Origin of the sequence: Bacillus swezeyi, assembly GCF_001969815.1 — a bacterium.
Classification (GTDB): Bacteria; Bacillota; Bacilli; order Bacillales; family Bacillaceae; genus Bacillus; species Bacillus swezeyi.
This window is the reverse complement of record NZ_MRBK01000004.1, coordinates 106306-120413: the sequence shown is the minus strand read 5'-3', so window position 1 is coordinate 120413 and position 14108 is coordinate 106306. Positions and strand designations below refer to the sequence as shown.

Below are 14108 nucleotides of genomic sequence, written 5' to 3'. Positions count from 1 at the left end.
TAACTAGTAAAATGGCGAAGATCACTGCAAGAGGCCTTCGCCATTGCTTTATGGTTGCTTGAACTGTCATAACGGCCGGAAGAAACACCCTCCTGAAAAAAGAGGGAGAACATTTTTCGATGGCCTCGGAGAGATAATCTGCAAGAAGGGAGTTGCCGTATTCGATGTCTTTTTTACCACAGGTTATGGGTGCTGGAGTAGGGTTTAACGCCGGAACAATGCTGTTCCAGCTTGTTGCCATGCTGATTTTGTTAGCGCTCTTGAAGAAATACGCTTTAGGGCCGCTATTAAATATAATGAAAGAGCGTGAAGACTACATTACCGGAGAGATCTCCTCTGCCGAGAAAAAGAATGAAGAAGCGAAGAAACTCATTGAAGAGCAGCAGGCGCTTTTGAAAGAAGCACGTGTAGAATCCCATTCGCTGATTGAAAATGCGAAAAAACTGGGAGAACAGCAAAAAGATGAGATCATGAAGGCTGCGCGTCAGGAAGCTGAACGCATGAAAGAATCAGCGAGAAGCGAAATCGTCAAAGAAAGAGACCAGGCAGTCAGTGCCCTGCGTGAGCAGGTTGCTTCATTGTCTGTGATGATTGCTTCAAAAGTCATTGAAAAAGAACTGGACGAACAAGCCCAGGAAAAATTGATCCAGGATTATCTTAAAGAAGTAGGAGAAAGCCGATGAGTCAATCAGCTGTCTCCAAACGCTATGCAGCCGCTCTGTTTGACATTGCGCTTGAATCCAAGCTTGTCAATGAAATAGAGGAAGAGCTGACCGTCGTTAAGAAGATGTTTATTGATCATAAAGAGCTCAATGCCGTGCTGAGCCATCCTAAAGTACCGACAGAAAAGAAAAAGCAGATTTTGAAAGACTCGTTCGGATCTGTTTCGACCGCAGTCTTACATACACTTTATCTCCTTGTCGACCGCAGCCGCACGCCGATCGTCCCGGATCTGGCGGACGAATATGTCAAAATGGCAAACCGGTTCCGCCAGACGGAAGATGCGATTGTGTATTCTGTAAAACCGCTCAGTGAAGAGGAGATTTCCTCTTTTTCTAAAGTGTTTGCAAAAAAAGCCGGAGCCGCTTCCTTGCGCGTCAGGAATGAAGTGAATCCGGATCTCATAGGCGGAGTGAAAATCCGCATTGGAAACCGCATTTATGACGGCAGTATCAGCGGAAAGCTTGCCCGCATCGAACGTCAACTAGCAGGTGAAAATCGAAAGAAGGGGTGAAACCTAAGTGAGCATCAAAGCTGAAGAAATTAGCACTCTTATTAAACAGCAAATTGTAAATTATGAGTCTGAAATAGAAGTTCACGACGTAGGTACGGTTATTCAGGTTGGTGACGGCATCGCACGCGTACACGGCCTTGATAACTGTATGGCAGGTGAGCTTGTCGAATTTTCAAACGGTGTGATGGGCTTGGCTCAGAACCTTGAAGAATCAAACGTAGGTATCGTTATTTTAGGACCTTACAAAGAGATCCGTGAAGGCGATGAAGTCAAACGGACCGGCCGGATTATGGAAGTTCCTGTCGGTGAAGAGCTGCTTGGCCGCGTTGTCAATCCGCTCGGTCAGCCAGTAGATGGACTCGGTCCAGTCTTAACAAGCAAAACGCGTCCGATTGAAAGTCCGGCGCCGGGTGTTATGGACCGTAAATCCGTCCATGAACCGCTTCAAACCGGAATCAAGCCAATCGATGCGTTAATTCCGATCGGCCGCGGTCAGCGTGAGCTGATTATCGGGGACCGTCAAACGGGAAAAACATCGATTGCGATTGATACGATCCTCAACCAAAGAGATCAGGATATGATTTGTATCTATGTTGCGATCGGACAAAAAGAATCAACAGTCCGCGGTGTTGTTGAAACACTTCGCAAAAAAGGCGCTCTTGACTATACCATCGTTGTGACAGCTTCCGCTTCACAGCCTGCTCCTTTATTGTATCTTGCGCCATATGCAGGGGTAACGATGGGAGAAGAATTTATGTACAACGGCAAGCACGTTTTGGTTGTGTATGATGACCTTTCAAAACAGGCAACTGCATACCGTGAACTGTCCTTGCTTCTTCGCCGTCCTCCAGGCCGTGAAGCATTCCCTGGGGATGTATTCTACCTGCACTCCCGCTTGCTCGAGCGCGCTGCAAAACTGAGCGACGCAAAAGGCGGAGGATCTTTAACGGCATTGCCGTTTGTTGAAACACAAGCCGGCGATATTTCTGCTTATATTCCGACAAACGTCATTTCAATCACAGACGGACAAATCTTCCTGCAATCTGATTTATTCTTCTCAGGTGTACGTCCGGCCGTCAACCCTGGTTTATCGGTATCGCGTGTCGGGGGATCTGCGCAAATCAAAGCGATGAAGAAAGTTTCCGGTACCCTTCGTCTTGATTTGGCTTCTTATCGTGAGCTTGAATCATTCGCACAGTTTGGATCTGACTTGGATAAAGCGACACAGGCCAAGCTGAACCGCGGTGCCCGCACAGTTGAAGTACTTAAGCAGGATCTGAATCAGCCGCTTCGCGTTGAAAAGCAGGTCGCGATTCTTTATGCCCTGACAAAAGGATTCCTTGATGATGTGCCTGTTGAGGACATCAGACGCTTTGAAGAAGAATTCTTTATGTATCTCGATCAAAACCATAAAGAAATGCTCGATTCAATTGCGAAAACAGGAAACCTTCCTGCGGACGAGGAAATGACAGGTGCGCTCGAGGGCTTTAAACGCACATTTGCACCAAGCAACTAAAAAATAAGAAGTGAGAAAAAGATTTTCTTTTTCTCTCTTTTTCACGTAAATTCGAAGTGAATTTGAAAACAAAAAGGTGGTGAAACCTTTTGGCATCATTACGGGATATTAAATCCAGGATTACTTCAAATAAAAAAACGAGTCAAATCACCAAAGCCCAGCAAATGGTTTCTGCTTCAAAGCTGAACCGGGCTGAGAACAACGCTAAATCATTCGTTCCTTATATGGAAAAAATGCAGGAAGTCGTTGCGGATATTGCGCTTGGATACTCTGGAACACATCCGATGATGTCCAGCCGACCTGTCAAACGGACCGGCTATCTTGTGATCACATCTGACCGTGGCTTAGCCGGAGCTTTTAACGCAAACGTTCTCCGCAAAGCTTATCAAAAGATCCAGGAGCGTCATCAATCAAAAGATGAGTATGCGGTTATCGCCGTCGGAAAAATGGGCCGGGATTTCTTTAAAAAACGCGGGATTCCCGTCATCTCTGAAATAACAGGGATCAGGGACGAAGTTTCATTCCCTGAGATCAAGGATTTGGCAAACAGTACGGTACAAATGTTTATCGATGAAACCTTTGATGAACTGTATTTGTTCTATAACCACTATGTCAGCGCCATTTCCCAAGAGGTAACGGAGAAAAAACTATTGCCTCTAACAGATATTGCACCAAACAAGAAAAGGACTTCATACGAATTTGAACCGGACGAAGAAGAAATTTTGGAAGCGCTCCTGCCTCAGTACGCTGAGAGCTTGATTTTTGGCGCGATTCTAGACAGTAAAGCGAGCGAACACGCTGCGAGAATGACAGCGATGAAGAATGCGACGGACAATGCGAAAGAGCTTATCGCTGATCTTGAACTGTCATACAACCGCGCCCGTCAGGCGTCGATTACACAGGAAATCACGGAAATTGTCGGCGGTGCAGCTGCCTTAGAATAGAAAAAGTTTGTCAGGAGGGATAGAGATGAAAAAAGGACGCGTTAGCCAAGTAATGGGACCAGTCGTTGACGTTCGTTTTGAAGACGGTCACTTACCTGAGATTTATAATGCGATTAAAATTTCACATAAAGCGCAGAACGAGAATGAAGTAGATATCGAACTCACCCTTGAAGTTGCGCTTCATCTGGGTGATGATTCAGTACGTACGATTGCGATGGCTTCTACTGACGGTGTTACACGCGGGATGGAAGCAGTCGACATGGGAGAACCAATCTCCGTTCCGGTTGGAAATGTGACACTCGGACGCGTATTCAATGTCCTCGGAGAAAACATTGATTTGGATGAACCGCTCTCAGCTGATACTTCCAAAGATCCGATTCACAGAGAAGCTCCTACGTTTGATCAGCTCTCAACAGAGGTTGAGATTTTAGAGACGGGGATTAAAGTTGTCGACTTGCTTGCACCATACATTAAAGGCGGAAAGATCGGTCTTTTTGGAGGTGCGGGAGTTGGTAAAACCGTATTGATTCAGGAGCTTATCAACAACATCGCTCAAGAGCACGGGGGTATCTCCGTATTCGCAGGTGTCGGAGAGCGTACACGTGAAGGAAATGACCTTTACTATGAAATGAAAGACTCCGGCGTTATCGAAAAAACAGCGATGGTTTTCGGTCAGATGAACGAACCGCCTGGTGCGCGGATGCGCGTTGCCCTGACCGGATTGACAATGGCCGAACATTTCCGTGATAAAGAAGGCCAGGACGTATTGTTCTTTATCGATAATATCTACCGGTTTACTCAAGCCGGATCTGAAGTATCCGCTCTTCTTGGCCGCATGCCTTCAGCGGTTGGATATCAGCCGACGCTTGCGACTGAAATGGGTCAGCTTCAGGAACGGATCACATCTACCAACGTCGGTTCTGTTACATCCATTCAGGCGATTTACGTCCCTGCGGATGACTATACTGACCCGGCACCGGCTACAACGTTCGCTCACTTGGATGCGACGACAAACCTTGAACGTAAGCTGTCTGAAATGGGAATCTATCCTGCGGTTGACCCGCTGGCTTCAACTTCCCGGGCGCTTGCACCTGAAATCGTCGGAGAAGAGCATTATCAAGTGGCGCGTCAAGTTCAGCAAATCCTGCAGCGCTATAAAGAACTTCAGGACATCATTGCGATTCTCGGAATGGATGAGCTTTCTGACGAGGATAAGCTTGTCGTAAGCCGTGCGCGACGCGTACAATTCTTCCTTTCGCAAAACTTCCACGTAGCTGAACAGTTTACAGGACAAAAAGGTTCTTATGTCCCTGTCAAAGAAACTGTAAAAGGCTTTAAAGAAATCCTTGAAGGTAAGTATGACAACCTTCCAGAGGATGCTTTCCGTCTTGTCGGCCGAATTGAAGAAGTTGTCGAGAAAGCGAAAGAACTGGGTGTAGAAGTCTAATCTGGTCCTAGGAGGGTAAAAGCATGAAGACCTTAAAAGTCAATATCGTTACTCCCGACGGCCCAGTATACGATGCGGATATAGAAATGGTAAGCGTACGAGCAGAGAGCGGTGAGCTTGGTATTTTACCCGGCCATATCCCGACGGTTGCTCCGCTAAAAATTGCTGCAGTCCGTCTAAAAAAAGACGGTCAAACTGAGCTGGTTGCCGTCAGCGGGGGAATAGTGGAAGTGCGCCCTGATCATGTCACCATTCTGGCCCAGACGGCAGAAACATCTGAAGATATTGATAAAGAACGTGCCCAGGCTGCAAAGCGGCGTGCTGAGGAACGTTTGCAAAAACAATCGCCAGATATTGACATTGTTCGGGCAGAGCTTGCTTTAAAACGTGCGATTAATCGATTGGATATTGCGAAATAACAATGTGGATCCTTCCCATGGGAAGGATCTTTTATTATCATGATAATTGTTGAAAAAAGTTCACAAATTGTTCACCTTTTTTATCTGAATCTATCTATAATCAAAACTGTAAGCTATTTTCTCTTCCAACTGCATGAGGAAGTGAGATGCATTTACTTGGTGCTCACAAAAAGAAAACACTCCTAAATACACTCCTCAGGTAACAGGGGATCACTCCACCTATGGAAAAATGTTCTATGCATCATTGTATTAACATCAAACATCAAAACTGATAAAATGACTTGAAATGATCAGCATGATTCCTTATCCTACAGCAGAAGAGACTAGGACGCCGGACGATTTATAAAGCCGGCTTCAACATAAGGAGGTGTCATCAATAATGGGAGAGATTGGACAACAGGCTGCTGTCAGTATCTTCGTTCATCTTTTTTTTATTGCACTGACTTGGTGGGCTCTTCTGGCGGTCAACATCGATCCGCTTATCAGGAAAGGAAAAATCATTCAGGCGAGGCTATTGATGATCTTGATTACGATAGCCATCGGCTCCACCGTCAGTAATTTTTTCTTGGATTATCTTTATTATTCAAGACAGCTCCAAAATTTATTTTCATGATTGAATAATACAATATTTGGGAATGGACTAATGTGGGATAAAACTGCAAAAATGCGGGCTGACCTTGTTTTTCCACGTATGCTTTTCCTGCGATCCGTCAAAAATGGTGAGTAGGAGAGGATGATGCGAAATGAAGAAAAAACATACGGTTCACGCCCTCATTTTTATTGTGGTTTTATTTATGATCGTACATGTCTTTCAATCGCTTGATGCCGCGGGAAATACGCCGCTTGGACAGCTGGCGGAAGGGTTAAACCGCCATGACGTGAAGCTTGAGCAATGGACGCTTCACACAAAGAAACAGCTATCTCTGACTAAGGAAGATTTTTTTGCAAAAGTGAAACATTTCAAGAAGCAGCATCGACAATATGAATGGACTTTAACACAAGAAGACAGCACATTAAAAGCGACAGGCGTATATACTGACAAAAAAAATCAAGTCAGATCAAAAATACATTTGGTCACTACCCACAAAAACCAGAGACTTGTTTCGTATTTATTATATGAGCAAAAAGGTGCGGGATCACGGGAAAACTGGAACGATACATATAAGCAGTTTGAACGGAATGCATTCGACATCATGCGAGAAAAGACCGCAATTTTTACTTGTCTAAAGGGCCAATTAAATGGTATGATGGATGTTGTTTTGCAAAAAAAAGCTAAAGAGCTGGTCAGTGAATTTAACGCAAAGACAGTTGAAGATTTAATCGAACCAAATTTCGTATCTGTTTCTGCCTATACTAACGAGTGGAAAGAATCCATCAAGACAGATAAACATCAAATGAATTTGCAAGTCTCGCTTAGAAATGCGGGAATGGGCGAAAAACTTACCGTCACGGTTGGCACACCAATCGTCACGATTGAATATTAATATAGAGAAATTGGGACGCGGAGGGGAATACCTTGGAAAAAATCATCGTCCGCGGCGGTCAAAAGTTAAACGGCACAGTCAAAGTTGAAGGAGCAAAAAATGCCGTTTTACCAGTTATCGCTGCATCTTTATTAGCCAGTGAAGAAAAAAGTGAAATATGTGATGTGCCTACGCTCTCCGATGTATATACGATTAACGAAGTGTTACGTCATTTAGGCGCAAATGTACATTTTGAGAATAATACAGTAACGGTTGATGCATCTCGCACTTTGTCAACTGAGGCTCCGTTTGAATATGTCAGAAAAATGCGCGCATCTGTATTGGTAATGGGCCCGCTTCTTGCCCGCACAGGTCATTCGAGAGTGGCGTTGCCTGGTGGATGTGCGATCGGCTCAAGACCGATTGATCAACATTTGAAAGGCTTTGAAGCAATGGGGGCGACAATTAAGGTCGGAAACGGCTTTATTGAAGCGAAAGTGGAAGGCCGCCTTCAAGGAGCAAAAATTTACCTTGATTTCCCTAGTGTCGGAGCGACCGAAAACTTGATTATGGCTGCCGCTTTGGCAAATGGCACGACAACGCTGGAAAACGTTGCAAAAGAGCCTGAAATCGTCGATTTGGCTAACTATATCAATGCAATGGGCGGTAAAATTCGGGGTGCCGGTACAGGCACCATTAAAATTGAAGGTGTTAAAACGCTTCATGGCGCCAAGCATACCATTATTCCTGACCGGATTGAGGCAGGAACTTTCATGGTTGCCGCAGCGATTACTCAAGGGAACGTTTTGGTGCAAGGGGCTGTTCCTGAGCATTTAACATCTTTAATTGCGAAAATGGAAGAAATGGGCGTTCAGATTTTGGAAGAAGCCGACGGTCTTCGGATTATCGGACCTGCTGAACTGAAATCGATCGATTTAAAAACGATGCCTCATCCAGGTTTTCCGACTGATATGCAGTCACAGATGATGGCGCTTTTAATGCGCGCAAATGGAACCAGCATGATCACAGAAACCGTATTCGAAAACCGCTTCATGCATGCGGAAGAATTCCGCCGTATGAACGGAGATATTAAAATTGAAGGACGCTCTGTCATTATTAACGGTCCTGTACAGCTTCAAGGCGCCGAGGTTGCCGCAACCGACCTGCGGGCTGGTGCAGCTCTTATTCTGGCAGGACTTGTCGCAGACGGCCATACACGCGTGACAGAATTGAAACACTTAGATCGTGGATATGTCAACTTCCATCAAAAACTTGCAGGCATTGGTGCTGATATTGAGCGTGTAAATGATGAAGAAGCGGTCCACCTTGAAAAAAAAGAAGTGGTAACAGATTTAAATGCATAAACGAACACGAAATCAGTATGTCATATGGCATACTGATTTTTAATTTCAAGTATTCTATATCAGTATGTCTCCTCTATCTATCATTATGCACAAAAATTGCATTGCAAATACATATGTTCCGCTAAAAAGTGCAGTCATAATAGCTTGTCCCCTCCCATAAAATGAAAGAGACAAAACAGAAATGGGGGCAGCTAATTTGAAACAGCTATTTATTGTACTAGGAGGAATATGCATGCTGATTTTACTCGTACCAACACTGCTTGTTCTACCTTTTCAAGGAGAATCCGGGATGCCAAAAACAAACCAGAACACTGTACAAAAGGAGGAAAAAAAGACAGCAACTTTAAAAGAGTCTCCCGTTTCGATTCCGGTCTACAGAACGGCTGACCGCCAAGTAGAAGACATTCCCCTTGAGGAGTATGTCATCGGGGTTGTCGCTTCAGAAATGCCTGCTGATTTTGATATGGAAGCCCTAAAAGCACAATCGCTTGCAGCCCGCACATATATCGTGAGGCAGATGGTATCAGATCAGGCTGTGCAGCCGCCAAAAGGTTCGCTTGTCGATGATACTCAAATGTTCCAGGTGTACAAAAGCAAATCAGAGCTTCAACAAATCTGGAAAAAGGATTATGATTGGAAAATAAAAAAGGTGACAGAAGCTGTTGCGAGTACACAAGGCAAGATTTTAACCTACGATCAGAAACCGATTGACGCTTCCTTTTTTTCCACCAGCAATGGCTATACAGAAAATGCCGAAGCCTATTGGACAAGTGATATTCCGTATCTTAAAAGCGTGAAGAGCTCCTGGGATAGAAAATCACCAAAATTTTTAAACCATAAAACGTTTACGGCGTCAGAATTTGAACAAAAACTCAGCGTCACGCTGCCAAACTCGAATGGTATCGGTGAGATTACCGAACGGACACCGGGAAAACGCGTGGCAACCGCCGTTATCAACGGTAAGAAGCTGGAAGGAAGAGACATCAGGGAAAAACTTGGGCTCAATTCGGCTGATTTTGATTGGAAGCGTAAAGGAGATCAAATTGTCGTGACCACGAGGGGTTATGGCCACGGAGTGGGAATGAGCCAATACGGAGCCCATTATATGGCGAAAGAAGGAAAGAAAGCCGAAGACATTGTCAAATATTATTACAAAGGAACGGCGATTTCGAATGCTGATCAATTTTTAAATAAATACATGGCGAAAAAATAAAAGGCGCCCTCATGAGGAGCGCCTTTTTTTACTTGCATTTCAAATGTGTCATCATCATGAACGTACAGACATTTGTTACGCGATACAAATATTTCAAAAATAATAAGCCCGAGGACTCCCCGAACAGCGCCAAAAGACCGTTAATGATTCATAGACTGAAGATCATTCAGGTGATAATGACCATTTCAGATATTTGTTGTGTGCGGAAATCAATAACAAGGAAAAGGAGACATGCCCTATTTATTTCTTTCTAGTGTTCTTCTACGATAATAATGTGTTTAACGACCTAAAAATGAAAGGGGAATGGGAGAATGAGAAAAAAACTGACATTAGGGATTTTGACCGCGATGGTTTTAAGCCTGGGATCACCTGCGTTCGCAGCGGAAAAGAAACAGGAAGTAACTGTTGCCAAAGATGCACCTAACATTGCGATTATGCTTGATGCAAGCGGCAGTATGGCTAAAAAAATGAACGGGGTATCAAAATATGAGCTTGCCAAAAATGAGGCATTCAGCTTTGGCTCCAAGCTTGAAAACACGAATGTGCTAATGCGGGTTTTCGGTTCAGAGGGAAACAATAAAAACTCAGGAAAAGTACAATCCTGCAATGCAATCAGAGGTGTATACGGCTTCCAAATGTATGATGAACAAAGCTTCCGCAATTCATTAAATGGAATCGGACCAACAGGCTGGACACCAATTGCAAATGCACTTCAAGATGCAAAAAATGCTTTTGACCAGCTTAACAGCAACGGGAAAAACATTGTTTATCTGCTGACAGACGGTGAAGAAACTTGCGGCGGAAATCCGGTAAAAGTTGCAACAGAACTGCGCAAATCGGATCGCGACACAGTCGTCAATGTGATCGGCTTTGATTATGAAGGTGACTTCCACGGACAGTTGACAAGCATTGCAAAAGCTGGCGGCGGAGAGTACTTCCAAGCGAAAACCAAAAACGACATCAAAAAGATCTTTACTCAGGAAGCGATTGAGCTTTCTAAATAAATTGGAAAAAATCCGCGGACAGCTTCCGCGGATTTCCTATTGGTTCAAAAACTTGATGAAAGTCAAGTAAAACACTTTACAATTATTAAGTTACTGTGTCAGAACGATGAACCCCCCTGCATCCTTTGGAGGGGTTATTTGTCGAAACTGTTGTTTTAATGGGAAGAACATGCCCTTTTAGCAGACTTTTTTGATAGGTCTTAAGTGAAAGTGCCGTTCTATCATCGCATGTATTATGAAAAATTTGTGAATTTGAAAAGGAGATACGGCCTATTTATTTCTATCATGCCTTCTTTTACGATGTTGATGGACTTGTTCTGACGGGAACGGCTGGTCCAAAAACAATTTTGAAAGGAATGTGATGATGATGAAAAAAAGGTTTACACTATTGACGACGTTCACCATGCTTTTGTCTTTAGCGCCAGCAGCTTTTGCGGCTGAAGACGGGAATGCTGCGGACAACAGCAAAAAAGATGTCAATGTTGCGGTTGTGCTTGATGCAAGCGGAAGCATGGCACAGAGGGTTGAAGGAGATAAGAAATTCGATATTGCCAAAGAATCCGTTACCGATTTTGCTGACCTGCTTCCAAGCGATGCGAATGTCATGCTGAATGTTTTCGGACATAAAGGCAACAATAAAAACTCAGGTAAAGAAGAATCGTGCGGTACAACTGAAACATTGTATGATCTGCAGCCGTTTTCAGCAAATGGATTTCAAAATTCTTTGAGCGGAATTAAGCCTACAGGATGGTCTCCGATCGCCAAATCTCTTTATGATGTAAAAGATGATCTTGCTGACAAAGACGGAAAAAATTATGTGTACATCGTGACAGACGGTGAGGAGACTTGCGGAGGAGATCCCGTTCAGGCGGCAAAAGATCTGCGCCAGTCCAATATTAAAACAATCGTGAACATCGTTGGTTTAGATGTGAAAACGGTTAAAGAAAAAGAAAAACTGAAAAAAGTAGCTAAAGCCGGCGGCGGCAAACTGATTGAGGCTGAATCAGCAAACGACTTTAAAAAAGTATGGAAAGAAGAAGGCGGGAAAATGTCCAAGTAATTCCGCGGGAAAGAGAGACGGATCAACTGTGCCGTCTCTTATCCCTTTTTCCGATGCTGATATCCTCTTTAATCGATCGTCATTTCAAGCTCTTCAATCCGTTTTTCTCTATAGCGCCGATCTTTTCTCGAATGGAAGGTTTCGGCCTTTTCAATCATGACCATTGTGTTGTATTCCGGAATTTTGGCATTGTTTTCATATACGCCTTTAGGAATCAGGACATTTCCCTCTGGCCAGTAGACCGCTGTATTTCCGCGCTTCACATTTGCAAATTTGGCGCGTCCCTGGAAGGTTCCGAAGCGGTTGAACAGGACGATGGCCTCTCCCTCGCTAATATAGAGTTCCTCTGCATCTTGTTGATTGATCATCACATCGCAGCGATCTGCTGCATTAAAAGGATCTTTGTCACTGTAAATCATGGAATTGAACTGTTTTCCCCGTCTTGTCGTGACATAAAAACGGCCTTCCGCCTGTCTGTTTTCCGGAAGTTTGGCGGGAATCAAACGGCCTCTGCCGTCTGCTGTCGGACAAATGCCGGCTTCACAAAGCCAGGCTCCGCCCCATTGAAAGACATCTCCGCGTTCGTTCAAATGCTGAATGCCGTCATAATTCCGGTTGGCTGCGGCAATTTCATTGCGGATGTCTGCTGCGCTCGCAACATCAATCAGCTCTTTGTCTTCCGGCCGTACACGTTTGGCCAGATCGACATAAATGTCCCATTCCGGCCGGGCTTCACCGATACGCGGCCCTTTGATCTCAGGGCTGAAATAGACCATCCGCTCCGTACTCGTCGAGGTTCCGCCGCCAGGCTGTTCATATCTTGTCATTGCGGGAAGCACGATCACTTCCTCTTTCGCATCCACCAGTGTCGATGTGTTGAAAATGATGTCCTGGTGCACCCTGAGTTCAACCTCCTGCAATGCTTTCTCGATAAAAGCGGGATCTGGCATCGTTTCTAAAAAGTTGCCTCCGCTCGTATAAAACGCTTTTACCTTTTTCCCGCTTTCGTCTGGAAGAAGCATGTTTTCAATCGTCTGACCAATCGTATCACCTTGCCATCGCGGAATATCAAAGCCCCAAATCTTCTCTATCCGTGCAGCATTTTCTTCATCAAAGTCACCGCCGGGGAGAACGAAGGGATCGGCTCCCATTTCTCCAGAGCCTTGAACACCGCTGTGACCCCTGATGGGCATGACGCCGCAATGTTTTCTTCCGATGAATCCCTGCAATAGAGCGAGGTTGGCAACCTGTGAAATGTTGTCTGTCGCAAAGCGGTGCTGGGTGAGGCCCATGCTCCAAATGAAAACACCGGTTTTCGCTTTGGCAAGCAATACAGCAAACTCTTTCATTCTTTCCTTCGATAAACCGGATGACGTTTCAAGCGCCTCCCAGTTTTGGCTTGCGATATGCTGCTTCAGCTCTGTGAAGCCGTTTGTGTGCGCATCGACAAAGGCGCGGTCCATGGCTGACCCGGGCGCTTCCCGTTCCATTTCAAACCAATGTTTCATTACTCCGTTCATAAAGGCGATATCACCGCCGATATTGACCTGATACACATCATCAGCGATTTTCGTGCCGAAAAGGGCGCTTTCAGGTATTGACGGAATCCAATAGTTTTCCATGGCGGGTTCTCTGTAGGGGTTGATCATGATGATTTTGGTGCCTGCTTTTTTAGCAGCATACATGTATTTTGTCGAAACAGGCTGGTTATTGGCGGCGACAGATCCCCAAAATACGAGGACATCTGTCCCGATCCAGTCTCGATAGCTGCAGCTTGAGGCGCCGATTCCCAGCGACCTCTTTAAAGCCGTTTTACTTGGGGAGTGGCAGATCCGTGATGCATTGTCAATGTTGTTCGTACCGATGAAGCGGGCTGCTTTTCCCGCTGTGTAATAGACTTCATTCGTGATGCCCCGCGCGGTTAAATAAAAGGCGAGCTGTCGTTTATCAATCGACTTGATTTTGTCTGCGATTCGGCTGAGCGCTTCATCCCAGGAGATTCTCGCAAAAGAGGCTTCGCCTTTTTTTCTTGATAATGGGTAAGGAATGCGCCCGAGTCTTCTAAGCTCTGTGCTGTCCAGCTTGCGGAGTTTTTCAATGTCTGCAAACAGCCATTTGTCTTCAATTTCAGGCATTGTGTTTAAACGGAGGACATTCAGTCTTGTCGTACATAGATGAGGTCCTGTGAGCGTCTGATCGCGCAAGCCTGACACACCGAGTGCACAGCCGTCGCAAACGCCTTGCGTTAAAATTCTGTAGGCATACGATAGGTTGTCTTTATTGTCCCAAGCGGCTTTCATCGTATCTCTGATATGCTTTGGTTTTACTTTTCCAAGACCCATCGGCGCCCAGGATGCCCACAGTTTTGGAGCAGGCCTTTTATTCAGTTTCATTGGACCTTGGTGCTTCGTTTTTCCCATTTATTCGCACTCTCCTTTCCTACA

13 protein-coding genes are annotated in these 14108 nt (G+C 45.0%); 12 read left to right on the top strand and 1 reads right to left on the bottom strand.

Features of this window, described 5'->3' with window-relative positions; translation table 11 throughout:
- Nucleotides 1–164 precede the first annotated feature (164 nt).
- The 12 genes from atpF to BTA30_RS03325 all read left to right on the top strand — a co-directional run bounded on the left by atpF (nucleotide 165) and on the right by BTA30_RS03325 (nucleotide 11664).
- Nucleotides 165–683 (top strand): F0F1 ATP synthase subunit B, encoded by a 519-nt coding sequence (gene atpF / locus BTA30_RS03380; RefSeq protein ID WP_076759302.1) that lies wholly within the window; start codon nucleotides 165–167, stop codon nucleotides 681–683.
- Complete coding sequence (locus BTA30_RS03375) at nucleotides 680–1234, top strand: F0F1 ATP synthase subunit delta (protein WP_076759299.1); 555 nt, start codon at nucleotides 680–682, stop codon at nucleotides 1232–1234. The genes atpF and BTA30_RS03375 overlap by 4 nt, the downstream gene beginning before the upstream one ends.
- A gap of 7 nt (nucleotides 1235–1241) precedes the next feature.
- On the top strand, nucleotides 1242–2750 hold the full coding sequence (gene atpA, locus BTA30_RS03370; RefSeq protein ID WP_076759297.1) for a F0F1 ATP synthase subunit alpha: 1509 nt from the start codon (nucleotides 1242–1244) through the stop codon (nucleotides 2748–2750).
- Between the two features lie 89 nt (nucleotides 2751–2839).
- Nucleotides 2840–3694 carry an ATP synthase F1 subunit gamma gene (gene atpG / locus BTA30_RS03365; protein ID WP_076759293.1) on the top strand — a complete coding sequence of 285 codons (855 nt, stop codon included), beginning with the start codon at nucleotides 2840–2842 and terminating at the stop codon, nucleotides 3692–3694.
- 25 nt (nucleotides 3695–3719) lie between these two features.
- On the top strand, nucleotides 3720–5141 hold the full coding sequence (gene atpD / locus BTA30_RS03360) for a F0F1 ATP synthase subunit beta (RefSeq protein WP_076759290.1): 1422 nt from the start codon (nucleotides 3720–3722) through the stop codon (nucleotides 5139–5141).
- A gap of 23 nt (nucleotides 5142–5164) precedes the next feature.
- A complete protein-coding gene (locus BTA30_RS03355) occupies nucleotides 5165–5560 on the top strand; it encodes a F0F1 ATP synthase subunit epsilon (RefSeq protein WP_076759287.1) in 396 nt (131 codons plus the stop codon).
- 379 nt (nucleotides 5561–5939) lie between these two features.
- Nucleotides 5940–6173 carry a DUF1146 family protein gene (locus BTA30_RS03350; protein ID WP_076759283.1) on the top strand — a complete coding sequence of 78 codons (234 nt, stop codon included), beginning with the start codon at nucleotides 5940–5942 and terminating at the stop codon, nucleotides 6171–6173.
- A gap of 130 nt (nucleotides 6174–6303) precedes the next feature.
- Entirely contained in the window at nucleotides 6304–7044 is a 741-nt protein-coding gene (locus BTA30_RS03345; RefSeq protein WP_076759281.1) for a YwmB family TATA-box binding protein, read from the top strand.
- 32 nt (nucleotides 7045–7076) lie between these two features.
- Nucleotides 7077–8387, top strand: coding sequence for a UDP-N-acetylglucosamine 1-carboxyvinyltransferase (murA, locus tag BTA30_RS03340; protein WP_076759280.1), 1311 nt, complete (start codon nucleotides 7077–7079; stop codon nucleotides 8385–8387).
- 196 nt (nucleotides 8388–8583) lie between these two features.
- Nucleotides 8584–9600, top strand: a complete 1017-nt coding sequence (gene spoIID, locus BTA30_RS03335; RefSeq protein ID WP_076759279.1) for a stage II sporulation protein D — start codon at nucleotides 8584–8586, stop codon at nucleotides 9598–9600.
- Nucleotides 9601–9911: 311 nt separating this feature from the next.
- On the top strand, nucleotides 9912–10604 hold the full coding sequence (locus BTA30_RS03330; protein WP_076759278.1) for a VWA domain-containing protein: 693 nt from the start codon (nucleotides 9912–9914) through the stop codon (nucleotides 10602–10604).
- A gap of 367 nt (nucleotides 10605–10971) precedes the next feature.
- On the top strand, nucleotides 10972–11664 hold the full coding sequence (locus BTA30_RS03325) for a VWA domain-containing protein (protein WP_076760235.1): 693 nt from the start codon (nucleotides 10972–10974) through the stop codon (nucleotides 11662–11664).
- Between the two features lie 68 nt (nucleotides 11665–11732).
- Here BTA30_RS03325 and BTA30_RS03320 read toward each other — a convergent pair whose 3' ends face one another.
- A complete protein-coding gene (locus tag BTA30_RS03320) occupies nucleotides 11733–14084 on the bottom strand; it encodes an FdhF/YdeP family oxidoreductase (protein WP_076759277.1) in 2352 nt (783 codons plus the stop codon).
- Between the last annotated feature and the right edge of the window lie 24 nt (nucleotides 14085–14108).

Excerpts from the sequence above, each read along its gene's own strand:
- atpF (WP_076759302.1), top strand. The coding sequence starts at position 165 with ATGTCTTTTTTACCACAGGTTATGGGTGCTGGAGTAGGGTTTAACGCC.
- BTA30_RS03375 (WP_076759299.1), top strand. The coding sequence starts at position 680 with ATGAGTCAATCAGCTGTCTCCAAACGCTATGCAGCCGCTCTGTTTGAC.
- atpD (WP_076759290.1), top strand. The coding sequence starts at position 3,720 with ATGAAAAAAGGACGCGTTAGCCAAGTAATGGGACCAGTCGTTGACGTT.
- BTA30_RS03355 (WP_076759287.1), top strand. The coding sequence starts at position 5,165 with ATGAAGACCTTAAAAGTCAATATCGTTACTCCCGACGGCCCAGTATAC.
- BTA30_RS03350 (WP_076759283.1), top strand. The coding sequence starts at position 5,940 with ATGGGAGAGATTGGACAACAGGCTGCTGTCAGTATCTTCGTTCATCTT.
- BTA30_RS03345 (WP_076759281.1), top strand. The coding sequence starts at position 6,304 with ATGAAGAAAAAACATACGGTTCACGCCCTCATTTTTATTGTGGTTTTA.
- BTA30_RS03330 (WP_076759278.1), top strand. The coding sequence starts at position 9,912 with ATGAGAAAAAAACTGACATTAGGGATTTTGACCGCGATGGTTTTAAGC.
- BTA30_RS03325 (WP_076760235.1), top strand. The coding sequence starts at position 10,972 with ATGAAAAAAAGGTTTACACTATTGACGACGTTCACCATGCTTTTGTCT.
- BTA30_RS03320 (WP_076759277.1), bottom strand. The coding sequence starts at position 14,084 with ATGGGAAAAACGAAGCACCAAGGTCCAATGAAACTGAATAAAAGGCCT.